The 23,397-nt window shown below is 68.9% G+C and carries 24 protein-coding genes and 2 pseudogenes; 22 read left to right on the top strand and 4 right to left on the bottom strand.

The genetic code is table 11. From position 1 onward, the window contains the following. Nucleotides 1-16: 16 nt before the first annotated feature. The 8 genes from IE258_RS33800 (at nucleotide 17) to IE258_RS33765 (ending at nucleotide 8,931) form a co-directional block, all read left to right on the top strand. On the top strand, nucleotides 17-1,300 hold the full coding sequence (locus IE258_RS33800) for an endonuclease domain-containing protein (RefSeq protein ID WP_189749579.1): 1,284 nt from the start codon (nucleotides 17-19) through the stop codon (nucleotides 1,298-1,300). Between the two features lie 163 nt (nucleotides 1,301-1,463). Then, nucleotides 1,464-1,937: a hypothetical protein gene (locus IE258_RS33795; RefSeq protein ID WP_189749578.1), complete on the top strand. Its 474-nt coding sequence runs from the start codon at nucleotides 1,464-1,466 to the stop codon at nucleotides 1,935-1,937. Then, nucleotides 1,934-4,114 carry a type IV secretory system conjugative DNA transfer family protein gene (locus IE258_RS33790; RefSeq protein WP_229892600.1) on the top strand — a complete coding sequence of 727 codons (2,181 nt, stop codon included), beginning with the start codon at nucleotides 1,934-1,936 and terminating at the stop codon, nucleotides 4,112-4,114. The genes IE258_RS33795 and IE258_RS33790 overlap by 4 nt, the downstream gene beginning before the upstream one ends. Nucleotides 4,115-4,128: 14 nt before the next feature. Then, nucleotides 4,129-5,085 carry a replication-relaxation family protein gene (locus IE258_RS33785; protein WP_189749576.1) on the top strand — a complete coding sequence of 319 codons (957 nt, stop codon included), beginning with the start codon at nucleotides 4,129-4,131 and terminating at the stop codon, nucleotides 5,083-5,085. An 86-nt stretch (nucleotides 5,086-5,171) separates the two neighbouring features. After that, entirely contained in the window at nucleotides 5,172-5,375 is a 204-nt protein-coding gene (locus IE258_RS33780; RefSeq protein ID WP_229892598.1) for a hypothetical protein, read from the top strand. A 121-nt stretch (nucleotides 5,376-5,496) separates the two neighbouring features. Beyond that, nucleotides 5,497-5,787, top strand: a complete 291-nt coding sequence (locus IE258_RS33775; RefSeq protein ID WP_229892596.1) for a hypothetical protein — start codon at nucleotides 5,497-5,499, stop codon at nucleotides 5,785-5,787. A 718-nt stretch (nucleotides 5,788-6,505) separates the two neighbouring features. Continuing rightward, nucleotides 6,506-7,957: a helix-turn-helix domain-containing protein gene (locus IE258_RS33770; protein WP_189749573.1), complete on the top strand. Its 1,452-nt coding sequence runs from the start codon at nucleotides 6,506-6,508 to the stop codon at nucleotides 7,955-7,957. 203 nt (nucleotides 7,958-8,160) lie between these two features. Beyond that, a complete protein-coding gene (locus tag IE258_RS33765) occupies nucleotides 8,161-8,931 on the top strand; it encodes a transposase (RefSeq protein WP_189749572.1) in 771 nt (256 codons plus the stop codon). Between the two features lie 112 nt (nucleotides 8,932-9,043). Here IE258_RS33765 and IE258_RS33760 read toward each other — a convergent pair. Further along, nucleotides 9,044-9,814: pseudogene (locus tag IE258_RS33760) on the bottom strand (transposase). A gap of 348 nt (nucleotides 9,815-10,162) precedes the next feature. On the opposite strand from IE258_RS33760, the pseudogene IE258_RS33750 reads away from it, so the two are divergent. Together IE258_RS33750 and IE258_RS33745 are read left to right on the top strand one after the other, a co-directional pair. Then, nucleotides 10,163-10,869 (top strand): annotated as a pseudogene (locus IE258_RS33750) (IS701 family transposase); the annotation flags it as partial. 144 nt (nucleotides 10,870-11,013) lie between these two features. Continuing rightward, on the top strand, nucleotides 11,014-11,313 hold the full coding sequence (locus tag IE258_RS33745; RefSeq protein ID WP_189749570.1) for a hypothetical protein: 300 nt from the start codon (nucleotides 11,014-11,016) through the stop codon (nucleotides 11,311-11,313). Nucleotides 11,314-11,513: 200 nt separating this feature from the next. Here IE258_RS33745 and IE258_RS41805 read toward each other — a convergent pair whose 3' ends face one another. Continuing rightward, nucleotides 11,514-11,642, bottom strand: a complete 129-nt coding sequence (locus IE258_RS41805; protein ID WP_268256358.1) for a hypothetical protein — start codon at nucleotides 11,640-11,642, stop codon at nucleotides 11,514-11,516. A 204-nt stretch (nucleotides 11,643-11,846) separates the two neighbouring features. Between IE258_RS41805 and IE258_RS33740 the strand changes: the two genes are divergently transcribed. Continuing rightward, nucleotides 11,847-13,148: a PIN domain-containing protein gene (locus tag IE258_RS33740; protein ID WP_189749569.1), complete on the top strand. Its 1,302-nt coding sequence runs from the start codon at nucleotides 11,847-11,849 to the stop codon at nucleotides 13,146-13,148. A gap of 175 nt (nucleotides 13,149-13,323) precedes the next feature. On the opposite strand, the gene IE258_RS33735 is transcribed toward IE258_RS33740, so the two are convergent. Both IE258_RS33735 and IE258_RS33730 read right to left on the bottom strand, forming a co-directional pair. Continuing rightward, nucleotides 13,324-13,803 (bottom strand): hypothetical protein, encoded by a 480-nt coding sequence (locus IE258_RS33735; RefSeq protein ID WP_229892594.1) that lies wholly within the window; start codon nucleotides 13,801-13,803, stop codon nucleotides 13,324-13,326. A 167-nt stretch (nucleotides 13,804-13,970) separates the two neighbouring features. Next, nucleotides 13,971-14,773 (bottom strand): IS5 family transposase gene (locus tag IE258_RS33730; protein WP_373309968.1). Its coding sequence is split into 2 segments (ribosomal slippage): nucleotides 13,971-14,459 and nucleotides 14,462-14,773, totalling 801 coding nucleotides; the frame shifts between segments, so codons are not numbered across the junction. A 435-nt stretch (nucleotides 14,774-15,208) separates the two neighbouring features. Between IE258_RS33730 and IE258_RS33725 the strand changes: the two genes are divergently transcribed. The 11 genes from IE258_RS33725 to IE258_RS33675 are packed head-to-tail and all read left to right on the top strand — an operon-like array spanning nucleotide 15,209 to nucleotide 23,391. Then, a complete protein-coding gene (locus IE258_RS33725; RefSeq protein ID WP_189749568.1) occupies nucleotides 15,209-15,811 on the top strand; it encodes a hypothetical protein in 603 nt (200 codons plus the stop codon). Then, nucleotides 15,805-16,707 carry an ATP/GTP-binding protein gene (locus IE258_RS33720; protein ID WP_189749566.1) on the top strand — a complete coding sequence of 301 codons (903 nt, stop codon included), beginning with the start codon at nucleotides 15,805-15,807 and terminating at the stop codon, nucleotides 16,705-16,707. The genes IE258_RS33725 and IE258_RS33720 overlap by 7 nt, the downstream gene beginning before the upstream one ends. Before the next feature lie 46 nt (nucleotides 16,708-16,753). Beyond that, nucleotides 16,754-17,437, top strand: a complete 684-nt coding sequence (locus IE258_RS33715; protein WP_189749565.1) for an SAF domain-containing protein — start codon at nucleotides 16,754-16,756, stop codon at nucleotides 17,435-17,437. 3 nt (nucleotides 17,438-17,440) lie between these two features. Then, on the top strand, nucleotides 17,441-18,319 hold the full coding sequence (locus IE258_RS33710; RefSeq protein WP_189749563.1) for a hypothetical protein: 879 nt from the start codon (nucleotides 17,441-17,443) through the stop codon (nucleotides 18,317-18,319). After that, nucleotides 18,312-19,925, top strand: a complete 1,614-nt coding sequence (locus tag IE258_RS33705) for a TadA family conjugal transfer-associated ATPase (protein ID WP_189749562.1) — start codon at nucleotides 18,312-18,314, stop codon at nucleotides 19,923-19,925. The genes IE258_RS33710 and IE258_RS33705 overlap by 8 nt, the downstream gene beginning before the upstream one ends. Nucleotides 19,926-19,968: 43 nt before the next feature. After that, a complete protein-coding gene (locus IE258_RS33700; RefSeq protein WP_189749560.1) occupies nucleotides 19,969-20,961 on the top strand; it encodes a type II secretion system F family protein in 993 nt (330 codons plus the stop codon). Further along, nucleotides 20,958-21,851, top strand: coding sequence for a type II secretion system F family protein (locus tag IE258_RS33695; RefSeq protein WP_189749559.1), 894 nt, complete (start codon nucleotides 20,958-20,960; stop codon nucleotides 21,849-21,851). Before IE258_RS33700 ends, IE258_RS33695 begins: the two co-directional genes overlap by 4 nt. Before the next feature lie 16 nt (nucleotides 21,852-21,867). Beyond that, nucleotides 21,868-22,059: an integral membrane protein gene (locus IE258_RS33690; protein ID WP_011039471.1), complete on the top strand. Its 192-nt coding sequence runs from the start codon at nucleotides 21,868-21,870 to the stop codon at nucleotides 22,057-22,059. A 32-nt stretch (nucleotides 22,060-22,091) separates the two neighbouring features. Then, nucleotides 22,092-22,511, top strand: coding sequence for a TadE/TadG family type IV pilus assembly protein (locus IE258_RS33685; protein ID WP_189749558.1), 420 nt, complete (start codon nucleotides 22,092-22,094; stop codon nucleotides 22,509-22,511). Next, the gene (locus IE258_RS33680) at nucleotides 22,508-22,951 is read left to right on the top strand and encodes a TadE/TadG family type IV pilus assembly protein (protein WP_189749557.1); all 444 of its coding nucleotides are present in this window, start codon (nucleotides 22,508-22,510) and stop codon (nucleotides 22,949-22,951) included. The genes IE258_RS33685 and IE258_RS33680 overlap by 4 nt, the downstream gene beginning before the upstream one ends. Beyond that, a complete protein-coding gene (locus IE258_RS33675) occupies nucleotides 22,948-23,391 on the top strand; it encodes a pilus assembly protein TadG-related protein (RefSeq protein WP_189749555.1) in 444 nt (147 codons plus the stop codon). Before IE258_RS33680 ends, IE258_RS33675 begins: the two co-directional genes overlap by 4 nt. Nucleotides 23,392-23,397: the final 6 nt, after the last annotated feature.

The raw sequence follows: 23,397 nt of genomic DNA, 5'->3' as shown, positions 1-23,397 counted from the left end.
CTGCGATCATCCGGGCATGCTCATCAGCCCACAGCTGGCCCGGGACACCCTGGCGGATCTGACCAAGGACTGCGGCCGCGGCCTGGCGCTCGTCGCCGGTGAACTGATCCCGGGCAAAGGCGAGTTCCTCGACCACGGCCATGTGTTCATCGGCGACGTCGCCGTGCGCGGCTACAAGGACAAGGGCCGCTGGAAGTACGACGACCGAGACATCCGCCAGGCCGGGCAGGCCCTCGCCGCCGTGGCGATCGACACCACCAACGTGGAGGCCCGGGTCCCCAGTCGTCGCTACTTCGAGGACCGAGAATCCTTCGACGACTGGGATCGGGCCGACTGGCGCAGGACGCTGAACTACTGGATCTACGCCGCCGCGCGGCGTTCTCGCCGGCGCGAATCCGGTGCCGTCGCCACCATCGGCATGAACAACACCGACGACTTCGACGTCTTCGATCCTCAGACCGCCGACGACTTCGACACCGACGTCTGGAGCAGCCGGTACGAGATTGGCCCCCAAGGCCTACCCGGCCAGCTCACGTTCGAGGACCTCGTCTCGTTCTACGGCGAACGCACCATCGCCGGCACCCGCCCTCTCAAGCTGCTGACGTGGTCCGGGACGCACTGGGTGCTCCCGCGCGCGTACGCGGACATGCTGGATCGCTGGCAGGAACGGGACCGAGCCCTCGCCGAGCAGGCCCGGATCTGTACCAGATGCCAGCGCCAGGGAAACCGACATGCGTGGCGCACACCCACCGCGAGCGGCTACGTCACCTTGTGCCCGACCTGTTCCGGCGAGGCCTTCCAGGCTTACATGGGACACCTGCACGGTGCCGCCTACAGCTCGTTGCGCCGTGCCCACCGCGCTGATGACTACCTGTGCTGCCTGTGCCGCGAGAGCCGGGCGTCCGTCTGGGACCACTGCCACGAGCACGGCTTCGTCAGGGGTCCGGTCTGCGCGAGCTGCAACACCTTCGAGGGCAAGGGCGTGGCCTTCCTCCACCGGGAGGGGAGCGTCCGGCACCTGCTGGAGTGCCGGGGATGCAGGGAGGCACGCACGCTGCCGCGCCGCTTCCACCTCGACGTCGTCCTCGATCATCTGGAAGAGGTCGAACGGCACGGTCGTTGCCGGCGCCGACCACACGCTTACCGCGGCGAGTACGTCCACGGGCTGCACCACATCTCCCTGAACTGCCACGCGCACGCCTCGACGTCGCACTGGACGAAGGATGTGACCGTGGCCGAGGCCGCTGGCATCGTCCGCGCCTTCGTGGAAAGCGCTCTGTCCAGCGCATCAGTCAGCTGACGGCCGAACGCAGGACCACTCCTAAAGTAAAGCATCGGCAAAGCGTTCTGGGTGGTGTCACAACGGGCCCGCCGGGCGGACTTGGTCGGGGTGAAGGACGTTCTCCCGACCACTCGGAGGTCACCGTGAAGGCCACCCGCCGCTCCGCTGTCCAGGTAACCGCATGAACGGCGGCACCCTGCCCGACGGCGCGCAGACGCTGCTCGACATCGTCCACTGGATCGCCGCCGCCGCGCCCTACATGGCCATCGTCATCGCTGCTGGGTTCATCGCCGCGTGCGGGATCTCCTGGCGGCGCGCGCTGCTCGTCCGTGACGCCCTGGCCGGACGCGTCCGCGTTGAAACGGTTCCCACTTCCACCTTCGACCCTGGTGAGGGCGAAGTGCGCCGCTGGTCCCAGCACTTGGGCCGCGTCAGCTACGCCGCCGGCGACACCCCCCGGCGCGGACGGGCCGCCCGGCTGCACTACAGCGCCCGCAACGGCCGAATGCACTGCTATCTCGAGGGCCACCCCCACGCGCAGGCCGTCCTGACCATGCCGGGCTTCGCCGAGGTCGAGATCCGCGCCAGCGGGTCCCGCTGCGACATTCAGCCGGTCCGCTTCTCCGTGCCCGCGCCCCGCCGGAGCCGCTCGTGACCACCCTCGTCGACCTGTCCAAGCCACGCGGCACGAGGCCCGGCAAGAGCCCGTCATCTCTGTACGTCGAGCGTGCCGAGCTGACTCTCGCGCTGCCCGACCAGCGACCGCTGGCCTCGCTCGGACTTCACCCCGACCCGCTGCAGCAGCTCGCGACCGCCCTGTCCGGCGTACGCACCGAGGACGGCGAGCGGGCCGACGTCGTCCTGGACCTGCTCCCCGTCCCCGAACGCCACCTGGCCCGCCGGCGTCGACGGCTGCTGGCGGCCGCCCGGCGCCGCGGACCGTCTGCGTACGGCGAGCGGCTGACCGGCACACTCAGCACCGGAGGCGTCATGGGGTCACTGACCGCGGCCTGGAACGGCGGCAGGACCTCCGGCGGTTCGCGGGGGGAACGGCTGCCGCGCATGACCGATGTACGCGACGGCGTCGGCAAGTTCGAGCCCTCCGCGGGCCCGGTCTTCGCCGTGCAGCTGCTGCTGCGCACTCAGGCCGCGCACCCCCAGGCCGCCCGGGCCCGCATGAACCAGCTCCTGGCGGTGTTCGCCGCCACGTCCGGCGAGAACTACCTCAAGCCTCGCCGGCCCCGGTCGCAGCGCGCGATCTCCTCCTTCGACCGCCGCTTCACCACGGGCGAGTTCCGGCCGCGCCGACGGCAGTGGATGACCGTCCCGGAGCTGTGCGGATTCCTCAAGCCGCCCACGCGCAGCTGCACGGCCTCCAGCGTGGTCCGCTCCGGCGGCGTCGTCCCGCCTGCGCCGGCCAACCTGCCCGTCTACACCGGCCAGCGCGACCTGGTGCCGCTCGGCGCGGTCACCTACCCCGACGGCCGCGAACGCATCGGCGCCGCCCGCGTCCGGGACCTGCTGTTCGCGCTGGTGCTGGGCAAGTCGGGCCACGGCAAGACCGAGGAAGCCCTGGTACAGGCCATCGCGCTTGCCCACAACGGCTATGGCGTCTGGTTCCTCGACCCGCACGGCGAGGCCTGGGCCCGGGCCAAGCCCTACCTCACCCACCCGCACATCACCACCCGGTTGTGGGAGATCAACCTCGCCGAGGCCGATGAGGACCAGCTGGTCGTCTCCTGGAACCCTTTGTCGATGGAGCGCCGCAAGGTGTCGGACGTCCAGAAGGTCGTCCGCGCGGTCACGGAAGGCATCGCCGCCGCCCAGGACTGGGGCGACCACGCCCCGCGTGCCCGGACCATCCTGGCCCGCGCCGCTCAGGCCCTGGCTCTGCTCAACCTCAAAGCCGTTCGTGAGGGCCGCCCCCAGGCTCAGGCCACGCTCTTCCAGATCCGGACCTGGCTCGTCGACGAGGAATGGCGCGAGGCGCTCCTGCCGTACCTGCCTCCCAGCGCACGCGACTACTGGGAGAAGACGTTCCCCCGCATCGCCAACGAGGCCGTGCCGACCGTCACCTACGCGATCGACCGGCTCGACACCTCGCCCGCCCTTCAGAGCTTCTTCGGTAGCCCGACCTCCGGCTACGACGTCCGGGAGGCCATGGACACCAGCCAAGTGGTGTTCGTCTGCCCCTCCGGATCCGAGGCCGACGGGCTGGTCGCCTGCCTCCTGGTCCACGATCTGCACCGGGCCGGCCTGTCCCGGCAGGACACCCCCCGCGAGCAGCGGGCCACGTTCTGGGCGTGGATCGACGAGCTGACCGCCCTGGATGCATCGAGCAAGGGCTTCGTCGCCGCGATCTGCGAGCAACTGCGCAAGTACGAGGTCCGGCTGACCGGGATGACCCAGATGGTGCTCCGGCTGAGCGCCATCACCCGACAGGCGCTGCTGCAGAACCGGTCGCTGCTGGCGACCTGCGCCGCCGACCACGACGAGGCCGACTTCATCGTCAGGCGGTGGAACGGCCAGGTCTCTGCGGAGACCGTCACGGCGCTGCCGAAGTACCACTACATCATGTCGCTGACCCTCGACGGCGAACCCACCAGCCCGTTCCGGGTACGCGGGCTGCCCGTCGAGGAAGTCTTCGCGCACTACAACAACGCCGCCGGCGTCAAAGCCCTCGACGCGGCGATCGACACCAACCTCCAACGCCGCCGGCTCGGCGACATCCTCGATGCCCTCGAACGACTCAACGACGTCGTCCTCGCCCACCACACCCGGCGACGCCCCGCCCAGGGCTCCGCCAGCGACCCCACCAGCGTCGTCGACTAGAAACGAGCCCCCGCATGCCCTATCCCACACCAACGCCGTTGGGCGCCAGCGACGTCGGCCAGCAGGCCATGAATGCGCTGTACCAACACCGCCTCATCTCCACTCAGCAGCTGCACCGGCTGCTCACCCCGCACCACACGCGCGCCGAATACATCCGCCGCCAGCTGCACCTGCTGCGCGAGCGGGGCCTGGTCGACCGCGTCGGCCGGCGCGCTCACGGACAGACCGACCTGCTGTGGTGGCTCACCGAATCCGGCGCCACGGCGGTCGAAGCGACCGGTCTGCTGCCCCAGCGTCCGTACCGGATGAGCCCGGAGGCGGCCGCAGGCCCCCTGCAGGAGCACACCCTCGCCACCGTGGAGACCGGCCTGGCGTTCGTCACGCACGCCCGCGCCCTGAATCACGAGTGCGGACCGCTGGACTGGTCACCGGAGATCGCTCACGCCTACCGCGACGAACAGCGCCCCGGCGAGGACCTGCGCCTGATCCCGGATGCCGTCGTCAACTATGTGCACATCTCCGGCCGTCAGCGCACCCTGCTCACCTTCATGGTCGAGGTCGACCGAACGCAGATGACCATCGCGCGCCTCGCCCAGAAGCTCCACGCCTACGCCGCGTACCAGCGCTACGTGCCCCAGCCTCCAGCCGGCCGCGGCCCCCGGCCCGCACGCCGTACGGCCACCGCGCCGGCCTGGCGCTCCCGCTACCCCTCCCAGGCCTTCCCGCGCATCCTGCTCGTCCTCACCGGCGCATCCCCGGAGCGGCTCGAGCGCCGGATCGCCGACCTGCGCAGCCTCTCGGCCGCCGACCCGGTCCTCGCCACTGCGGCCCTGCGCGCCGGCGTCACCACCCTGGACCAGCTGCGCGAGCACGGCCCGTTCGACAGGATCTTCACCCCTGTCCTCGGCGACGCCGAGCCCGTCGACGCGCTGATGCGACCTCAGACGATCGTCAAGGCACCAGCCGCATGACCGCTCCCTGCCACGAATCCGCCGGGGCCCCAGCCGTAGTTGTCCCGCTCGTTCCGTTCCCCGACGCCGGCTGTGCCGCGGCGTGCGTGCGTGCGGAGTCGTTCATCACCGAACTGACGGCCGCGGTGAGCCACCTGGAACAGGTGCTTGAGGTCGGTCAGACGCCGGCCCGGTTCCTGCTGCCCAACGGCGCCACCGTCACCGAAGCCCAACTGTGCCTGTGGGTGGAGCAGCACACCGCTCGAGCGCACAGCCTTCTCGCCCAGATCACCGCTGCATACACCGACTGACCCGCCCGACACGAAGGACCCTTCGATGCGACTCTTCCGCTTCCGCCGCCGCCCGCCCCGCCCTCTCACTCACGCTACGGTTCACGCGCCCGAGGGCGTCCAGACGGGGGCCTGCGCCGACATGAAGCCGCTGCCGGAGCTGTTCTCGCCGCTGATCGCCGAGATGATGGCCACCTACTGTCACACCAAGCACCTGGCCGGCCTTGCCCAGGACGAGCGGTGCGCGGCCGAGTACCAGCTGGTGGCTCGGTCGATCGTCCACCACGTCCTCGAGGGCTGGCAGAACCAGACCGACGGCCGCGGCACGATAGACGACCTCCTGATCGAGATGCGCCCGTCCCGTGGGGCGAAGATCCCCTCGCCCCACGCCGCGGACTCAGCCGCCGCACGGGAGCACCGCCTTGTGTCCTGACCAGACGTCATCGCCCGTACTACGGCCTCGTTGTATCCAGGCCAGCGACACCACTGGGCGTCAGGAACACGCGAACGACACGGGGGAGGAGCACGTGGAACGTGTGACAGATGTCGTGGCGATGGGACTAGGGTGGTCCCGCGCCGCTTTCTGCGCCCCATCTGGACGCAGGAGCGGATCTCGGACACGACAAAAGCCCCACATGGCACCAGGTCGGCACAACCTGGTTCGCGCCACGGGGGCCGAGTCGGTGCGAGGAAGCTCTTCGGAAAGGCGTCTCGCACATCGCGAGACCGAGGCCCTGTTGGAAAGCGAGGTCTCGCTGCAATGCAGCGTACCCGCAACTGTCCCTCGGGACACAACAAGCACCGCCAGATGGAGGCTGTGTCAGCACCAGCCCACTGGCGATTTTCCGCATGCCGCCCGGCATGCGGCTTCGTCGCGGTCCCCGCTGAGGGGAGCTGGATGACGTAACCGACCGAAGTGGCGGATACCCGCGGAGCCTTCCCCAGGCCCGCCGCCGTCCCTGGCCGCGAGGCCCGGTTGCCGCCGGGCCGTTCGGCCGAACTGTCACCGCCGTCTCCAGGGGGCCTAATCCCTGGTCCGGCGAAGTGCCCGACCTCCCCAGGTCGGACAGATTTTCGGTTCCTCAACCGTGAAACACCGTCACCGGGGTTTCGTGCGCTTCGGCGCAGGAGCTCCGAAGACAGGAGCCATAATGCAGCACGTTTCGGCGTGCCGCCATATCAACCCGGTGGTACGCCTGGATGTGTCCAAGACCGCACTGGTCGCGGACACGTCGCGTCACTCCTTCGGTCTCATCTGTGACAGTCATGCGCAGGAGATCGGTACGACCGCGTCCCGGCGTCTACGCCGAGGCGCGGACTTCCTCGCGGCCGTGCAGTTCATGGTCGGAGCCGGGTACCACCCGAAGGCCGGCCGCACGACCGTTCAGCTGGCCGAGATCTTCGCCAAGCGAATGGCTCGCAGCGGCGAAGGACACTTTCCGTTCAGTGCAGAGGCGACGGCCCGCGAACTCGGTCTCAAGCGGCGCGCGGTCTACAACCACGCCCGCTACCTGCGCGAGCTCGGCCTCGTCGCTTACGTGGAGCACGGGTCGAAGCGGAACGTTCTGCGCACGCGGTACGGCTCGGCATGGACGAGCGAGCACGGCTACCGCGGTACGGCCACGCTGTTCGCCGCGGTCGCACCCCGGGTATGGGACGAGGCCATGGGCCGCCGGATCGAAGGGGAGGGGTATACGGCCCGGCAGGTCGGTGTCACCAACGCCGGCCGTGAGCTGGCGGTCGCAGCGGCGGTGGACAAGCAGCGGAAACGGCGGAGTCTGCGCCAGACGGAGCCTGTGGATAACCCGGGGCAGTGCACCCCTTCTGTGGTGGTACCTCAACCACGATCCTCCAGTTCTGTAGGTGGGGGGATCAAAGACAGGACGCGCGAGCGCGCCTGCCGGGAGAAGTCCCCCAAGCACCGCGCGAAGGGCTCGACCGGATGGTCCGCGGCCAGGACAGCCGCTGCCATGCGAGAGGCCCGCTGCGTTCAGCTGCACACTTGGTGGACCCAGGGATCGTGCGTGCGTCAACTGGCGCACAGTCTGCGGCCGTTCTTCAAGGCGGGCTGGTCCTGGGAAGAGATCGCCCGGGAGCTGGCACGGTGGACGGTTCCTCTGAGGCCCCGGCATGTCGCCTCGTACGTGTCCTCCGAGATCCGGCGGCGGGCGAACACGGGACAGCTCTTCCTCCCCGACGGGCTGATCGCGCCGTACCGGCAGCTGGCGACGTCGACCTGGGACGACAACGGCACCCAGCACGGCCCGCGGTACGCAGCGATGCAGGCACGCAAGGCCCGCACCTTCCGGCCCGCCGCAGCCCGCGCGGCCGCAGCTCTCGCGGAGATCCGCCGGATCCTGTCCCGTCATGCAGACCTACGCCCGGCAACCACCGCACGGGGATGCCGCGTACCAGGCGCGCGCCCCGAGAACGTGCTCTTGTCCAGCGCCGAGATCGCGTCACTGGTCGAGACGCACGATCCGGTGGTGGCGTGCGAGACACTTTGGGCGCAGGCCGAGGAGACAGCGGAACACCGGCTCGATACAGAGGACCGACTGGGATCGTGGGAGTACTGGCCGCCCGCAGGCCCGGAACCGCACTAGGACATGGTGCGCGGACACGTTCACAGGCCGAACTGCACGGTGGACCTGCTGGCCGGCCAGGCTTTCAACGGAACCGCCCCGCGCCGGTTGGGAGACCACCAGATGACCGAAGCCCCCGAGAGCCTGGCCGTCCAGGCGTTGACCATGCCGCACAACCACCTAAAGGGTGTTGCAGAAGGCCGTGATCAGGGCATATCCGTTGTATGGCTGGGGTGTTGAGGGCCGAGCGGGTGTGGGTAGAGACGTTCACGGGGTTGCGGGTCGATCAGTTCGGCCGGTTGCTGAAAGCGGTCCGGGAGCGTGGTGGCGAGGGCTGTGGGTGGGGTCGTCCGTGGCGGCTGCCGCTGGCCGAACGGGTGCTGCTGGTGGCGGTGTACTACCGCACGAATCTCACCATGCGGCAGCTGGCCCCTCTGTTCGGCGTCTCTCCGGCGACCGTGTGCCGGGTGATCCAGCGGCTCGGTCCGCTGCTCGCGCTCGAGCCGGCCCGCACCTCCCAGGACGCTGTCGAGCGGCTGTGGATCGTGGACGGCACCCTCGTCCCGGTCCGTGACCGCAAGGTCGGAGCGTCCTCGCGTAACTACCGGTTCTCGGCGAACGTGCAGGTCATCGTGGACGCGGAGACACGGCTGGTGGTGGCCGCGGCACGTCCGGTGCCCGGTAACACGGCTGACGCGAAAGCCTGGCGGGATTCCGGCCTGGCCGCACACTGCGAAGGCGTGACCGTCCTCGGCGACGGCGCCTACATCAATACCGGCCTGATCGTCCCGCACCGCAAACGCCCGGGGCGACCCCTGCTGAAGGGCGAGGAGGAGGACAACGCGCAGCATCGCAAGGTCCGCGCCCGCGTCGAGCACACCTTCTCCCGCATGAAGAACTACAAGATCCTCCGCGACTGCCGGCAACGCGGCGACGGCCTCCATCACGCCGTCCAGGCCGTCGCCCGCATGCACAACCTCGCCCTCACCGCATGACCACACACGCCCGAACACCGCTCCGACCTGCCTGATCACGGCCTTCTGCAACACCCTTTAAGCGTTGTCCCGTAATTGATCACGGTCGTGCTTGCTGACCTGCCTGCTCGGTTCAGCCGGTGATGGTGACGTTGTGGAGGCGGGCGATACCGAGCATGGCGTGGTGAACTCCGTTGCCCTACAAGCGGCAGTCGCGGAGGATCTTCCAGCTCTTCATCCGGGCGAAGGCGTGCTCGACCCGGGCCCTGACCTTGCGGTGAGAGGCGTTGTGTTCCTCTTTCCAACTTGGTAGTTCGGCCCGACCGGGGTCACGGCGGTGAGGGATGATCAGGCCAGTGCCCCGGTAGCCGCCGTCAGCGATCACAGTGGTCAGGCCGATGGCGTCCTTCGCTCCGGACAGCTCCCATGCCTTGCAGTCGTTGCGGTTCCCCGGGACCGGCCGGCCGACGGCGACGACCAGACGGGTGTCGGCATCGATGACGACTTGGTGGTTGGTGGAGTACCTGTAGTTCTTCGACTGCTCGGCGATCGTGTGGTCCCGGGTGGGGATTAGGGTGCCGTCGACGATCAGCACCGTGTCTTTCCGGAACCTCGTGCGAGGCCGCAGGGCGAGCAATGGCCCGAGGTGGGCGATGATCCGGTCCGCGGCGGACTTGGAGACCCCGAACAACGGGGCCAGCTGCCGCAGGGTGAGGTTCGTCCGCCAGTACGCGGCCACCAGCAGAAATCTGTCTTCCAGCGGCAAGCCCCAGGGCCGGCCTCTGCTCACCGGGTCGGCGCCCTCCCGCCGCAACGCGGTCACAAGTTTCGTGAACTGTCGTGGGCTCAGCCCGGTGAACGGGGCTATCCAGGAGGGTTCCGACGCCGCAATCACACCAGCCACGGCGAGATCGTCTCACCTTGATCATGCTTCAGGGCCCGCGGCCTCTGGCGGGACACTATCTCGATCGCCCGGACGGCTTCCGCGTGAGATCCTCCGCCCGTGGCTACGGAGACCGAGGTGGGGGAGCTGTTGCACCAGCGCGGCTGGCGAACGGCGTTCACGGTCACTGAAAGGGTGAACGCGTGGGCCGCCCTGGTCAGTGCCATCGAGCGCGGCTACGGCGACGACATCTACGAGTACACCAACGACCTCTACTGCCGGGACTGGCTGCACGAGGCATGGATCCTGCTGGACGAACACATCGTCCAGCTGCGGGGGCTCGTTTCTAGTCGACGACGCTGGTGGCGGCTCGCGCTCGGCCTCCTCGACACGCTCGCCGACTGGCAGGTGAAGGCGCCGGTGGTGGTTGCCGATGCCGGCTACGGCGTCAGCACCCCCTTCCGGCTCGGTCTTGAGGAACGGGGACTGTCCTACGTGCTGGCGCTGACCGGGAAGGAGGTCGCCCACCCCGAGGACGTCGCGCCGCACCAGCCGGTTTACGCAGGGCTCGGGCCGCCGACGCTTCCCCGCTACCGCACCCCGCCCCGCGCAGTGTCCGCCCTCGCGGTCGAGGCGGGTGAGGACCGGTTCGCCGAGGTGACCTGGCGACAGGGCAGCAAAGGGGCGATGACCTCACGCTTCGCGGTCCTGACCGTCCGGCCCGCCGGGAAGCAGTCCTTGGTCGCGGCCCAGGAAGCGGGCGGTGGCCGCAACCGGTGGGACGGCATCCTGCCCACCGGACACTCCTGGTCGAGTGGCCGCACGGCCAGGACGCCCCGACGCAGTACTGGATATCGAACCTGCCCGCCACCACACCTGCCGCCGACCTGGTGCGGTGGGCCAAGATGCGCTGGCGGATCGAGCACGACTACCGCGAGCTCAAGCACGGCCTGTGACTGGACCACTTCGAGGGCCGCACCTGGCGCGGCTGGCACCACCACGTCACGCTCGTCACCGCCGCCCAGGCATTCCTCACCCTCAGGAGACTCGACCCAAAAGTCCCCACACCGGCCTGACCCTCTACCAGGTCCTCGACGCTCTACAGGACCTGCTGAGGTGCTGGACCGGTGCCTGCACCACCTGCGGACGCCCCCTGCCTGGCCGACGGAGCAGCCGCAGACCGTCCAGAACCTAACGAAGCACTACTAGACGACCCGTCGATGTACGAGGACGACTTCGACTACAGCCGGCACGTTCCCATCGAGGTGCCCGTCGGCCCGTGGGACTGCATCAATCGGGCCTGCGAGCAGTACGAAGCGCCAGACGGAAGCGATCTGCCCGACGTGACCTACTGCTCCCACGTCACCGTACTGGTCCTCTGCTCCGTCTGCTCCGGCGCCAGCGCCAACCACGGCATCAAGTACGAGATCTCCTGGGACGACTGCGCGGAGCGCGACGTCACAGCCCGACCAACACAGCTCGCCCGGGTCGAGGCATCGCACGTGGGCCCGTCTGGATAGGTTCTGACACCGAACGCCCGAATCGCTGGTTCTGCTACAGTCCGCGACCGCGCGCCTTGAGCAAGCGCGCGGCCGGGAGAACGGCATCGGCGGTCATGCCGCTACAGCGTCCGGACGGCAGGGGTCGCGCATCCCCGGCCGCCGGTGCCACCGCCCCCGGCCCTCCGTCTCACGGGCCCCCGCCCCCATTCAGGCAGAGGTCAGAACAGGGCCATCGTGCCCATCGGCCCGACCGGCTCATGCTCCTGATCGGGCTCCCCGTCGTCGAACTCCAGCTGGACGCCGAATACGGGCGGGTCCACGATCTCCAGCGATCCGGCGCAGGACACGAGGGCGTCGCTGAACAGTTCGGGTCGCTCGGTCGGATCGTGCCGCCACAGGCGGCCCTTGGAGGGGGAGCCGACGACCGTCCCGGCAGCGATTTATCGGGCGCAGCAAGGGCACACAACTCGGGCTTCCCGAATCCGGGTGCGGCGCCTTGGGCCGGCTGAAACCCTTGGGCCCGCACCACCAGCACCAGGGGAGGGGACCCTTTGATCATTCTGGACACCAACATCGTGGACGGCTTCCGACTGGACAGCGTCAGCTCGGACCTTCTCAAGACCATCAGCACGTCGAAGGTCGACAGGGTGGCCGTGCCGTCGGTCGTCATGGATGAGCTGATCTCCCACCGGGCCGTGCCCTACCGGGAGAAGCACCAGAAGGCCGTCGAGGCGCTGGAGCGGTTCGTGAAGTCCACTCCGTGGCCGACCACACCGGGCGTGCTCCCGCAGCTGGAAATGAAGGCGTGTGAGAGCTACTGGAGGACCCAGTACCTGGCCATCGCCGAGGTCATCCAGACGAGCCCGGAAGTCTTGCAGGAAGCCTTCCGGCGCGAGTCGAACGTCCTGCCGCCGTGCAAGAGGGTGGTTGTCTCCGAGGGCGGGGACACAGTGAAGACTGGCGGGCGCGACGCCGCGATCTGGCTGACGGCCGTCGAGTACGCGCGGCAGCACCCGGAGGAGACCGTCTACTTCGTCAGCCGCAACACCAAGGACTTCGGCGACGGCACGTCCTACCTGGCGCCGATGCATCAGGACCTACACGGCATCGCTGACCGCTTCGTACACCTCACGACGCTGGACCAGGTTGTGGAGCGGTTCGCCGCCGCGACAGACGTTGACATTGAGGCCGTGGAGTCGTTCCTGCCCGATGAGGAGACGCTGGAGTACGTCTCGTCCGACGCCTACGTCAGGCATCAGGTGCGCCCTGGCCCCTTGGCGCGACGCTCCTTCCTCTACGAGGGCACGCCGCTGGAGGACCCGGAGAGCGCCGACGGTGAGAGCCTCCCAGAGAGCGGGCCGGTTGCCTCGCGGGGCTGGCTTGCCGCGCCCAAAGCGCAGTTCAACTCCGTCCGCGATGTCAAGGCGTACCGCATCGGTGACCATGTGTGGTGCATGGCGACCGTGCACTGGCTTCTCGCCGGCATCGTGCTTCCCGTTGGTTCCTTCGACCCGACGACTGTCGGTGTTGCCTGGGAGACACGGATGCTCCTCAGCACCACGGAGCGGAGTTCGCGGCCGACGATCCTCCGCGCGTTCCAGCCGAAGCCGGCGGATGCCTCTGAGTTCGACACGTTCCCTAAGATCCCCCGAGCACAACGCAGGCCGCTGGCCAACCTGACCAGGGGGCGTTCGATCGTGGAGGAGATCCTTGAGAGGCACGGCCACACCAGCCTCGACGTGATCAAGACGTGGCTTCACGACGGCCCCACGGGCAGGGAGGAAAGGCTGCGCCGCCTGTTGGCCAAGTCGGGGCAGGAGTACATCTTTGACGAAGCCCTCCTGGAGGAGTAGCCCAGGGAGGGCATCGGGACTGGAGCCCCCGGTCGGACGGCGAGATTGGCCACCGATCAACACATAAGAGCTCGTAACACGATCATGAGTGACAGCGGCCAGTCGGAATTCCCCACCGGCGGCCAGATAGGGGAGCTATCTGCCCGCCGACGATCACGCAGCGTGCGGGGGTTGTCTATGCGGTACGGGTGAGATCCATGATCCAGTTGGTTCGCCAGGTGGCTCCGCCGTCGTAGGAGAACGCTTGCTCCCAGCGCGGGCCGTCCGCATCGTGGGTGGTCCACTGAAATCGGACCTTGACCTCGTGCCCGCCCAGGACGTCATCGCAGAAGAACTGACCGACACCGTCGGTGAAGGAGCCCTCGACGTACGGGTCCAGGTGGCCGGGCCGGCCACTGGAGGCCCACCAGATCCGCCACACCTTGGCCACCGGATCGAACTGCCGCAGCGTGAATCCTTCGAAGGCATCAGTCCAGATCCGGTCGACGTGCCCCAAGCCACCGAGGATCGGCTCTGCGGAGGCCGTCGCATCGAACTCGATCCACTCCTCGCACGCCGGATCGGTGACGTCGGCGAGCTTGCGGTTGCGCACCTTCCAGCTGCCGAAGATGAAGTCGAAGTCAGAGCGCCCGTCGACGGGCACGGCAGAACTCACAGCGGTAACTCCAGAGACAATGCACTGCCGTCGTGGTTCGGGCAGTGGCGGGGCCGAAACGATACGTTCTGCCACCAGGCACAGAGACCACAGCTTGATCAAGAAATTGTCACGGAATGTGACACGTCAGCTGGCCATACGTGGGGACTCTGAAGTGGCCGCCCACATCATGAGTTGGCCGTCTTCAGGCGTCTCCAGCAGATGAGGCTGCAGGCGAGGGATACGAAGGCATCGTGGAGTTCAGTGCGGCGCTCCCAGCGGACGGCGAGGCGCTTGAACTGGTGGAGGAGGGCGAAGGTCTGCTCGACGACGTAGCGGAGCTGGCCGAGGCCCTTGATGTTCGGGGAGCCCTTGCGGGAGATGACCGGCAGAATCCGACGTTTCCGCAGTTCGCGGCGGTTGGGGTTGGAGTCGTAGCCCTTGTCTCCGAGGAGGGCGTCGGGGCGGCGGCGGGGTCGGCCCGGGCGGCCGGCGACGGGCGGGATGCCGTCGACCAGGGCGAGGGTCTGGGTGACGTCGTTGACGTTGGCTGCGGTGGTGATGACCTTGAGCGGGGTGCCGCGTCCGTCGCAGATCAGGTGGTGTTTGCTGCCCGTCTTCCGCCGGTCGACCGGCGACGGACCGGTGTTGGCTCCCCCTTTTTGGCGCGGACGTGGGAACCGTCCACGCAGGTCCTGGACCAGTCCAGCTCGCCGGCCGTGTGCAGCCTGGCGAGCAGAAGGCGGTGCAGTTGGTCGAAGACTCCGGCCTGCTGCCATCGCTCGATGCGCCGCCAGCAGGTCTGCCCCGAGCCGAACCCCAGCTCAAGGGGCAGCAGTTGCCAGGCGATGTCGTTGTGCAGCACGTAGAGGATGCCCTGCAGGCACAGCCGGTCCGGCACCGGCCGCGGGCCGGGAGCCTTCTCGGGCCAAGGCGGCAGAAGCGGCTCGATCAGCGCCCACAGGTCATCGTCCACGATCCACGGCCGGATACTCACACCATCACGAACGGCCAAATTGTCACACCGGTCACGGCCTACCAGGACCGCTCAACAAGATCGTGTTCAGAGCTCTAAGTAGTTGCCCCTACTTTGCCCCGGATCCTGAGGGTGCCGAGGCCACCAACTCCGGTTCACGGCATAGTTGAAGCCTCTCAGCGGGGACTCTTTCAGAGATCAGCTGACCCGCAGGTCGACTCATCACTTACGCATAGAGCAATTAATCGACTTTCAGTTCGCTTGTGACCGGGTACGTCCCGAGTTGTGAACGGGAACTTCGCTTTGCCGTTGGGATATTGGCTGTCATATGCGTAGCCTGACGACTACACACAGCGCATCAGCGCAGTTGGACCAGGTTTCATCTGGCCATCTGTGGGCGGGCGCCCCGCGCCGGCAGTCCGTCCATGGATGGCTGTTCGGGGAGGCATCGTGAACCGCCGCGCGCACGAGTTTGCTCACTCTGTTGTTCGCTTCCGAAATTGCGCCGCCGTTTCCCTTGGCCTGAGCGCGGCGTTCGTCCTTGCCGCGTGCAGCTCGTCCGACGACACGAACGAGAAGCCCGACACGTCTCCGGCAGCCGTCTCGCCGACACCGACGGCCAGTGCCGATCCGAAAGAGACAGCGAAGAAGGAAGCGATCGCAGCGTACGGGGCGTACTGGAAGGAGATGGAGAAGCTCTACGCGGACCCGGCCGGCAAGAGTGCGCATCTCGACCGGTACGCCGCATCCGCGGCCCTGGAGAACGCTGAGGCAGATGCCGGGCGGGCCTACAAGGGCGGCAACATCCTCGTCGGTGGCGTCACGGTCACCGACTCGACCGTGACGAAGACCGACGTGACGGGCAAGATTCCGAACGTCACCCTCTCGAACTGTCTGGACATCTCGAAGTGGGAGACGGTCGACGCGAAGACCAAGAAGCCGGCGGATCTCCCCGATAACCGGCTGTTGAAGTACCTGCTCGTCAGCACGGTCGAAAAGTATCCGGAGGGGTGGCGTGTCACCCGTGACGAGCCTCAGGGGAAGGCATGCTGAAGTGCCACGGCATCGCAAGTGCGGCAACGGCTGTCCTTGTCGCGCTCACCGTCCCTTTCAGTGCGCACGCGGATGAGGATCCCCGGGGCGGCGGCAGCACCGACTGCCTGCTGTTCACCTGTCAGGTCGAGGTCGGGGTCCCTGGCAATGCCGGCGGTCAAGCCGGCGGCGGTGACGGCGCAGGCAAATCAGGCGGGAATGGTTCATCTGCCAGCGCCGACAACACCGACAAGCGGGTGTGCGAATACGAACTTGCGGACCCGCAGCCACCCGCCGACAGCCTGGACTGGGAAGGCCACAAACCCGGTGACGGTGCGGTGTACAAGCAGAGATGCGGCTGGGAGGGCCTCGACGGCAACACCATCGTTCGGATGGTCTGGCTGCCCGAGCCGCCGCCCGAGCAGGAAACCGTCGATCCCGCGGTCCTTGCGCAGCAGGCCGTGGACAAGATGACGCTCCTCGGGCCCGACATCGGCATTACTCCGAAGCCCGGCGGTAAAGGCGTCGTCGGCATGCCGGTGTACATGTGGACGGAGAAGGGCGCCGAGACGTACGGCCCCAACACCGCCAGCGCCTCTGCGGGCGGACTCACCGTGACCGCCACGGCCAAGGTCAAGAAGATCGTGTGGACGATGGGCGACGGGAACACCGTCACCTGCACCACCGCCGGCACGCCCTACAAGGCCGCCTACGGCAAGCAGCCTTCCCCCGACTGCGGCTACCGCTACACCGCGCCGTCGTCGACGTCATCGATGGGGAAGTACCACGTCACCGCAACGTCTACCTGGGCCGTCGACTGGACGGTCAACGGCGGGGGCGGACAGGGCGGCCAGCTCACCGAAATCCGTAACAGCGCGGTGGACATCACCGTTGCCGAGGTGCAGGTCCTCAACTGATCGCGTGCCACGCGCCGAGAGACACCCCGAAAGGTTCCTGTCCGACATGGAAGCCACTGCGCAGGCTGTGCCCCGCCCGACCGGCCCGGACCGTCCTGAGCTGCCGATCACGACCGCGCCCCCCATCAAGCGAGAACGCCGATGGTCGGTGGTCGCCCTGTGCATCGTGCTCGCAGTGATCTGCGCCCTGACCGCGGCGTGGGCCGTCAACTCCGCCAGCGACCGCACCAGGGTCCTCGCCCTCGCCCGCGACGTACCCGCCGGTCAGGCCCTCACCTCAGCCGACGTCACCGTCGCGGACGTCTCCGCCGACGCCGCCCTCTCACCACTGCCCGCCACCGACAAGTCCTCGGTGGTCGGCAAGCGAACGGCTGTCGACCTGCGAAAGGGCGGGCTGCTGCTCGCCTCACACCTCGCCCCCGGCAGCGGCCTGGGAGACGACCAGGAGCAGGTCGGCGTGCAGATCAAGCGCGGCATGGCCCCGGCCGGCACCCTGGCCCCCGGCGACAAGGTCAAGGCAGTGACCACACCCGCTGAGGGTGACGACCTGCCCAAGACCGGCGGGACGGCCCCGGAGAGCATCGACGCCACCGTCATCTCCGTCTCCCGGCCCGACGCCTCAGGCACCGTCGTCGTCAACCTCGCCGTCGGCACGGACGAGGGCCCCATCCTTGCCACCCGCGCCGCCCTCAACCGCGTGGCACTCGTCCGGGAACCGCGGAGCAACTGACCCATGCCCGTCACCGCGCTCATCTCCGCGAAGTCCTGCGGCGTCACCGCCACCGCACTCGCCCTCACCCTGTCCTCCAAGCACTCCTCGCTCCTGGCCGAGTGCGACCCGGCCGGTGGCATCATCCGCGCCGGCCTCCTCAGCGGCCAGGTCAACGCCGGTGTCGGCCTGTATCACCTGGCCCGCGCCGAACGCACCGGCCCCGAGGCCCTCGCCAACGCCTTCGCCTCCCACCTGTGGCACCTCGACCAGGCCGGCCACCGCAAACTGCTGCCCGGCCTGACCGACCCGGCCCAGGCATCCGCCCTGGTTCGCACCTGGCCCACGCTCGCCGACGTCCTGCACGTCATGTCCCAGCAAGCCGGCCACGACATCTACATCGACGGCGGCCGACTCGCCCTGGAAGCCGGACACCTCCACCCGACCCTCACCCCGGCCCCGCTGCTCTACCGGGCCGACCTGGTCCTGCTCGTCGTACGCGGCACCGAGCAGTCACTCGCCCTGGCCCGGCACGTCATCCCCTCACTGCGCACCGCCCTGCACGAAAACGGCTCCGGCGCGGACGCGCTCGGTCTCCTCCTCATCGAGGAAGGCGACTTCCGCTCCCACCAGGTCAGCACCTCCCTCGGCACACCCGTAATCGCCGCCCTGCCGTACGCGCCAGACGTCGCCCACTACCTCACCGCCGGCGGCCGCCCGCCCCGCGGCTACGGCCGCAGCCCGCTGCTGCGACACGCCCGTACAGCCTCCGAGCAGATCGAGGCCGCAGCCAACCGCCGCCAGCTCCAGCAGCAGTACGCGCCCCCGCCCGCTGCTCCCCACCTGGCGGGAATCCTTCAGCGGCTGAACCAACGAAGTGAAGGGGGAGTGAAGCATGGCTGAGAGCCACCACAAGCCCCGTATCAACGGCCACCAGCCGCCCCTCGGCCGCGAGGACATCGCCGGGCTCCTCACCGGACACCTCACCCAGCGCCGCCAGCCCGAACCGCCGGCGCCCACCGCGCCGCCGGCCCTAGCGGCCCCCGCAGCCGCCGTCCCGCCGGCCCGGACCGACCCCGCCGCAGTGCCCCGCCTGGCCGAGCTGCCCGGCGAGCTCCCCGTGGACTGGGACGTCATCGAGACACTCCAGGGCGAGGTCTCCAAGCAGCTCGCCGCTCGTGACCCCCAGCGGCTCATGGAGGAAGCCGACCGGCGAGCGCTCGCCCGCTCCCTGGTCACCAACGCAGTCGCTGACTGGGCCGCCAAGTACGCCCAGGCCCACGTACCGCTCACCGAGACCCAAGAACAGGCCATCGGCACCGCGGTCTTCAACTCCATGTACCGCGGCGGCCGCCTGCAGTCCCTGCTCGACGAGGACAGCGTCGAAGACGTCATGGTCGACGGCCTGCGCGCGCACGTTGAATACCTGGACCGGCCGCGCCGCACCATCGAGCGGGTCGCCGACTCCCACGAGGAACTCATCTCCTGGGTCAACCGGATGGCCCGCCTGTCCGGCCACGGTGAACGCGGCCTGACCCAGTCCACCCCCATGGTGGGCTTCCGCATGCCGGACGGCTCCCGCGTGACCGCCTCCATGCTCACCAGCCGCCCGTCGGTCGTCATCCGCAAACACCGCCTCCGCGACACCGGGCTTGAGGAACTGCGCGCATGGGGGACCGTCAACCCGATCCTGCAGTACTTCCTCCGGGCCTGCGTCCAGGCCCGCATGAACCTGCTCGTGGTCGGCGACATGGGTGCCGGCAAGACGTCCCTGCTGCGGGCACTCGGCCGGGAAATCCCCGCAGACGAACGCCTCGTCACCCTGGAGTCCGACCGCGAGCTGTACCTGGACGAACCCGCCGCCTCCGGAAAGCCCGGCCCCATCACCTACGCGTTCGAGGCACGGCAGAGCAACGGCGAGATCCTCGGCGACAAGAAGGCCGGCGAGGTCACCATCAGCGACATGTTCGCAACGGCCCTGCGCTACAACGCCACCCGCGTCGTCGTCGGCGAAGTCCGCTCCATCGAGATCGTGCCGATGCTGCAGGCCATGTCCGCCGGCGGCTCCGGGTCGATGTGCACCATGCACGTACGGCGCCCGCACGCCATCATCAGCCGCCTGGTGCAGCTGTGCACGGAGGCCGGCATGGCCACCGAGGCAGCCCACCACCTCATCGCCGCCTCCGTCGACGTCGTCGTCTACCTCGCCTACGACTGGGACGACGTGAAGTACGGAGGCCGCAAGCACCGCTACGTCAGCCACGTCTACGAAGTCCACGACGTCGTCGGTGAAGGCGGCCGGCCCAGCGTCACGGAGATCTTCGCCCCCGCCGGCCCACAGGAGCCGCGCGCGGTGTTCAAGAACATGCCCTCCTTCATCGGCGAGCTGGAGAACAAGTCCCGCTTCCCCGACCTTGACGGTGCCCCCTCCTTCCACCGCGCCTGGCTCACGGACAATCCGCTGGGCGCGTGGGGCGGACCCCTGCAGCGAAAGGGCCCCGCCGCATGACGCCGCCCCTCCGCACTCCTGAGGCACGCACCCGGGAGGTCCGGTGACCACATCTGAACTCGCTCTGGTCGCGGCCCTGTGCGCCGTCATCGCGGTCGTCGCCCTCATCGCGCTGGTCCGCGAAGCCCGCGGCCGAGTGCTCGACCCGCTCAAGCCACGCCGCCAGACCGCGGCCCGCCTCCAGCGCGCCCGGGCCGAGCTGCCGGAGAAGTGGCAGGCCCGCTGGCGCTACCTGGCCACCATCGCCGGCGTCGTCACCCTCGGCGTGTGGGCATACACGGGCTGGCCCATCCACGGCCTGCTGGCCGGAGCCGCCGTACTCGGCCTGCCGTTCGTCCTCAACCCCGGCACCTCCGCCCAGGCCCGCATCGAACGCCTCGAAGCCCTCGCCCAGTGGCTCAACCACCTCGCCGGCGTACACACCGCCGGTATCGGCCTGCCAGCCACCATCCGCGCCTCGGCCAAGAACGCCCCCAGCCCGATCGCCGCGAGCGTACGGACCCTGTCGGAGCGGCTGCGCTCCGGCATGGAGGCCCACGACGCCTTCGAACTGTTCGCCGACGAGATGGCCGACGGCGTCTTCGACCACGTAGTGCTGCTCTTCCAGTCGCACGCCGTCTACAAGGGGCCGGGGCTCGCCGACGCGCTCGAGGCCATGGCCGTCACGATCCACCAGCAGGCAGCCGACGCCCGCGACATCGAGGCCGACCGGGCCAAGGTCCGCAAATCCGCCCGCCTGGTGTCCATCGTCATCTGCATCGTCGTACTCGGATGCATGCTCAACGAAGCCTGGTCGGCCTGGTACCAGACCCCGCCCGGGCAGGTCGTGCTCGCTCTCCTCGGCGGCGGATTCGCCTGGACGCTGATGATGCTGCGCCGCATCGCCCGCACCAGCCCCGACCCGCGCCTGATCGAGGTCGACAAGCACCGCACCCGGGACATCGCCCTCGGCTACGCCCTCAGCGCCGGCGATACCGCCCCGCGGGCCTGGGCCGCAGCGGCCACCAGCCCCGCCCCGAAGGAAGACGCACGGTGATCGCCCTCAACGTCATTGCGCCCGCGGCGGCCGCCGGTGTCCTCGTCGGCCTCGGTGTCCGCGCGGCCTGGCCCGCCAAGCCCGACCTGACCAGCGCCCTGGACCGGCTGGACGCCAGCAAGGTGCCCACCGCCCTGCCGACCGACGCTCTGGTCCCCACCGGCTCGCTGCCCGAACGAGTCGGCAACCGGCTCCTCGCCGACTTCGGCGACCGTATCGCCCTGCCGCTGCGCGACCTGAACCTGCTGCGCATCAGCCCCGCCGAGCACCTCGGCAAACGCGCTCTGTTCGCGCTCTACGGCCTGGTCATCCCGCTGCTGCTTCAGGCCATGCTCGCGCTGGCCGGCGCCCCCTTCCCTTACGTCGTCCCCGCCGGACTGTCCCTCGGCCTGGCGGTGCTGTTCTGGCTATGGCCCGGCCGGGAGGTCACCAAGGAGGCCGCCGAAGCCCGCCTGATCGTCCGGCACGCCGCAGCCTCCTACCTCGAGCGCGTCGCGCTGGCGCGGGTCGCCAACTCGGGCGCCGCGCAGGCCCTGACCGACACCGCCCGGGTCGGCGAAAATTTCATCTTCAACCGCATGCGGCAGGTGTTCCACCAGGCCGACCTCGCCGGTGTCACCCCGTGGGACGCCCTCAAGCAGCTCGGCGAGGAGCTCGACATCCCCGAACTCACCCGGCCCGCCGACACCCTCGCCCTGGCCGGCGACGGCGCAGCCGTCTACACGACCCTGCAGGCACAGGCCCGGCAGCTGCGGATCGCGCTGCTGTCCGACCAGAAGGCCAAGGCCAACGAGGCCTCCGCCGCCATGATCCTGCCAGTCACGTTCGGAGTCATCCTCATGATCACATTCGTCATGATCCCTCTGACGATCACCATTCTCGGAAGCTGAACAAGGGAAATTCACGATGCTGCTGAAGACCGTCGCCCGGTTCCAGATCCGCTGGGCGCACATGACCGAGCGGATGAAGGACGACAGGGGGCAGTCCACCAGCGAACTCGCGGTGATGGCCGCGGTCCTCATCGTGGTGGCCGGCCTCGTCGTCGCCGCCATCCGCACAAAGGTGCTGGAGAAGATCGGCATCATCAACGGCGGGTGACCGCCGGCACTCACAACAGGGAGGGGAACACCGTGACTGCGCGTACGCGCAGCGGCCGCTGGAAGGCCCTCGCCGCCCGCCCGCACACCGACCGCGGTGCCGGGAGCGTCGAGGTTGCCGTACTGGCTGTTGTGGTGCTGATGCTCGTCTTCACGATCATCCAGGTCGGCCTGTTCTACCACGCCCGCAAGGTCGCCCAGTCCGCAGCACGGCAAGGCGTCGACGCCGGCCGGCAGTACGGCTCCAGCCCTGGAGACGGCGTCGCCCAGGCCCGCGACTTCCTCACCAAATTCGGCGGCAGCGTACGCGGTGCATCCGTCACCTCCTCCGGCAGCACCGCCGAAGAAATCCACATCACGGTCACCGGGCACGTCGCCACTCTCGTTCCGGGCCTGGAACTCACCGTCACCCAGGACGCCCACGGACCCATCGAACGCTGGACCAACCCATGAGCCGCCTTGTCCGCCGCAGCGCCGGCGAGGACCGGGGAAGCGCCGCGATCGAGGTCGCGGTGATCGCCCCGGCCATCATCGCCCTGCTCGGCCTGATGATCGCCTTCGGCCGTGTCGTCGACGCCGAGGGGTCCGTCGACGCAGCCGCCCACGCAGCCGCCCGCGCCGCATCCCTCGAGCGCGACGCAACCTCCGCCCAGAGCCAGGCCCACGCGGCCGCCGAAGACAGCCTCACCAGCGACGGCGTCACCTGCCAGAGCAGCGACGTCGTCGTCGACACCTCCGGCTACTCCCTCGACGTCGGGCAGGCAGCCACCGTCACCGCCACGATCTCCTGCACCGCGCCCCTGTCCGACATCGCCTTGCCCGGCTTGCCCGGAGCCAAGACCCTCACGGCGACCTTCACCAGCCCGATCGACACCTACCGGGGGCGGCAGTGATCCACGCCGCGCAGGGCCTGACCACCCGAGCCCCCGGGGACCGCGGCTCCATGTCGCTGTTCATGGCGATGTCCGCCCTCGCCATCCTCATGGTCCTGGGCCTGCTCGTCGACGGCGGAGGCGCCCTCAACGCCTCCAACCGGGCCACCTCCCTCGCACAAGAAGCCGCGCGCACCGCCGGTCAGCAACTGGACCCGGCCCAGGCGGTCGAAGGCACCGCCATCACGATCGATCCCGAGGCCGCCCGCGCGGCAGCCCTGGACTACCTCGCCGCCGCGAACGTCCAAGGAGACGTGCAGATCACCGACGGTGGGCAATCCCTGACGGTGACCGTCCGCGACAGCTACGCCACACACTTTGCATCCCTGCTCGGTGTGGGCACGATCAACGTGGACGGCACCGCGACCGCCCACCTGCAGACCCAAGCAGCCGGAGGCTGAGCCGAC

It is taken from the genome of Streptomyces tendae, from assembly GCF_014650435.1.
GTDB classification, from domain to species: Bacteria; Actinomycetota; Actinomycetes; order Streptomycetales; family Streptomycetaceae; genus Streptomyces; species Streptomyces tendae.
The sequence above is the reverse complement of the archived record's forward strand: the minus strand, read 5'-3'. Positions and strand labels throughout refer to the sequence as shown.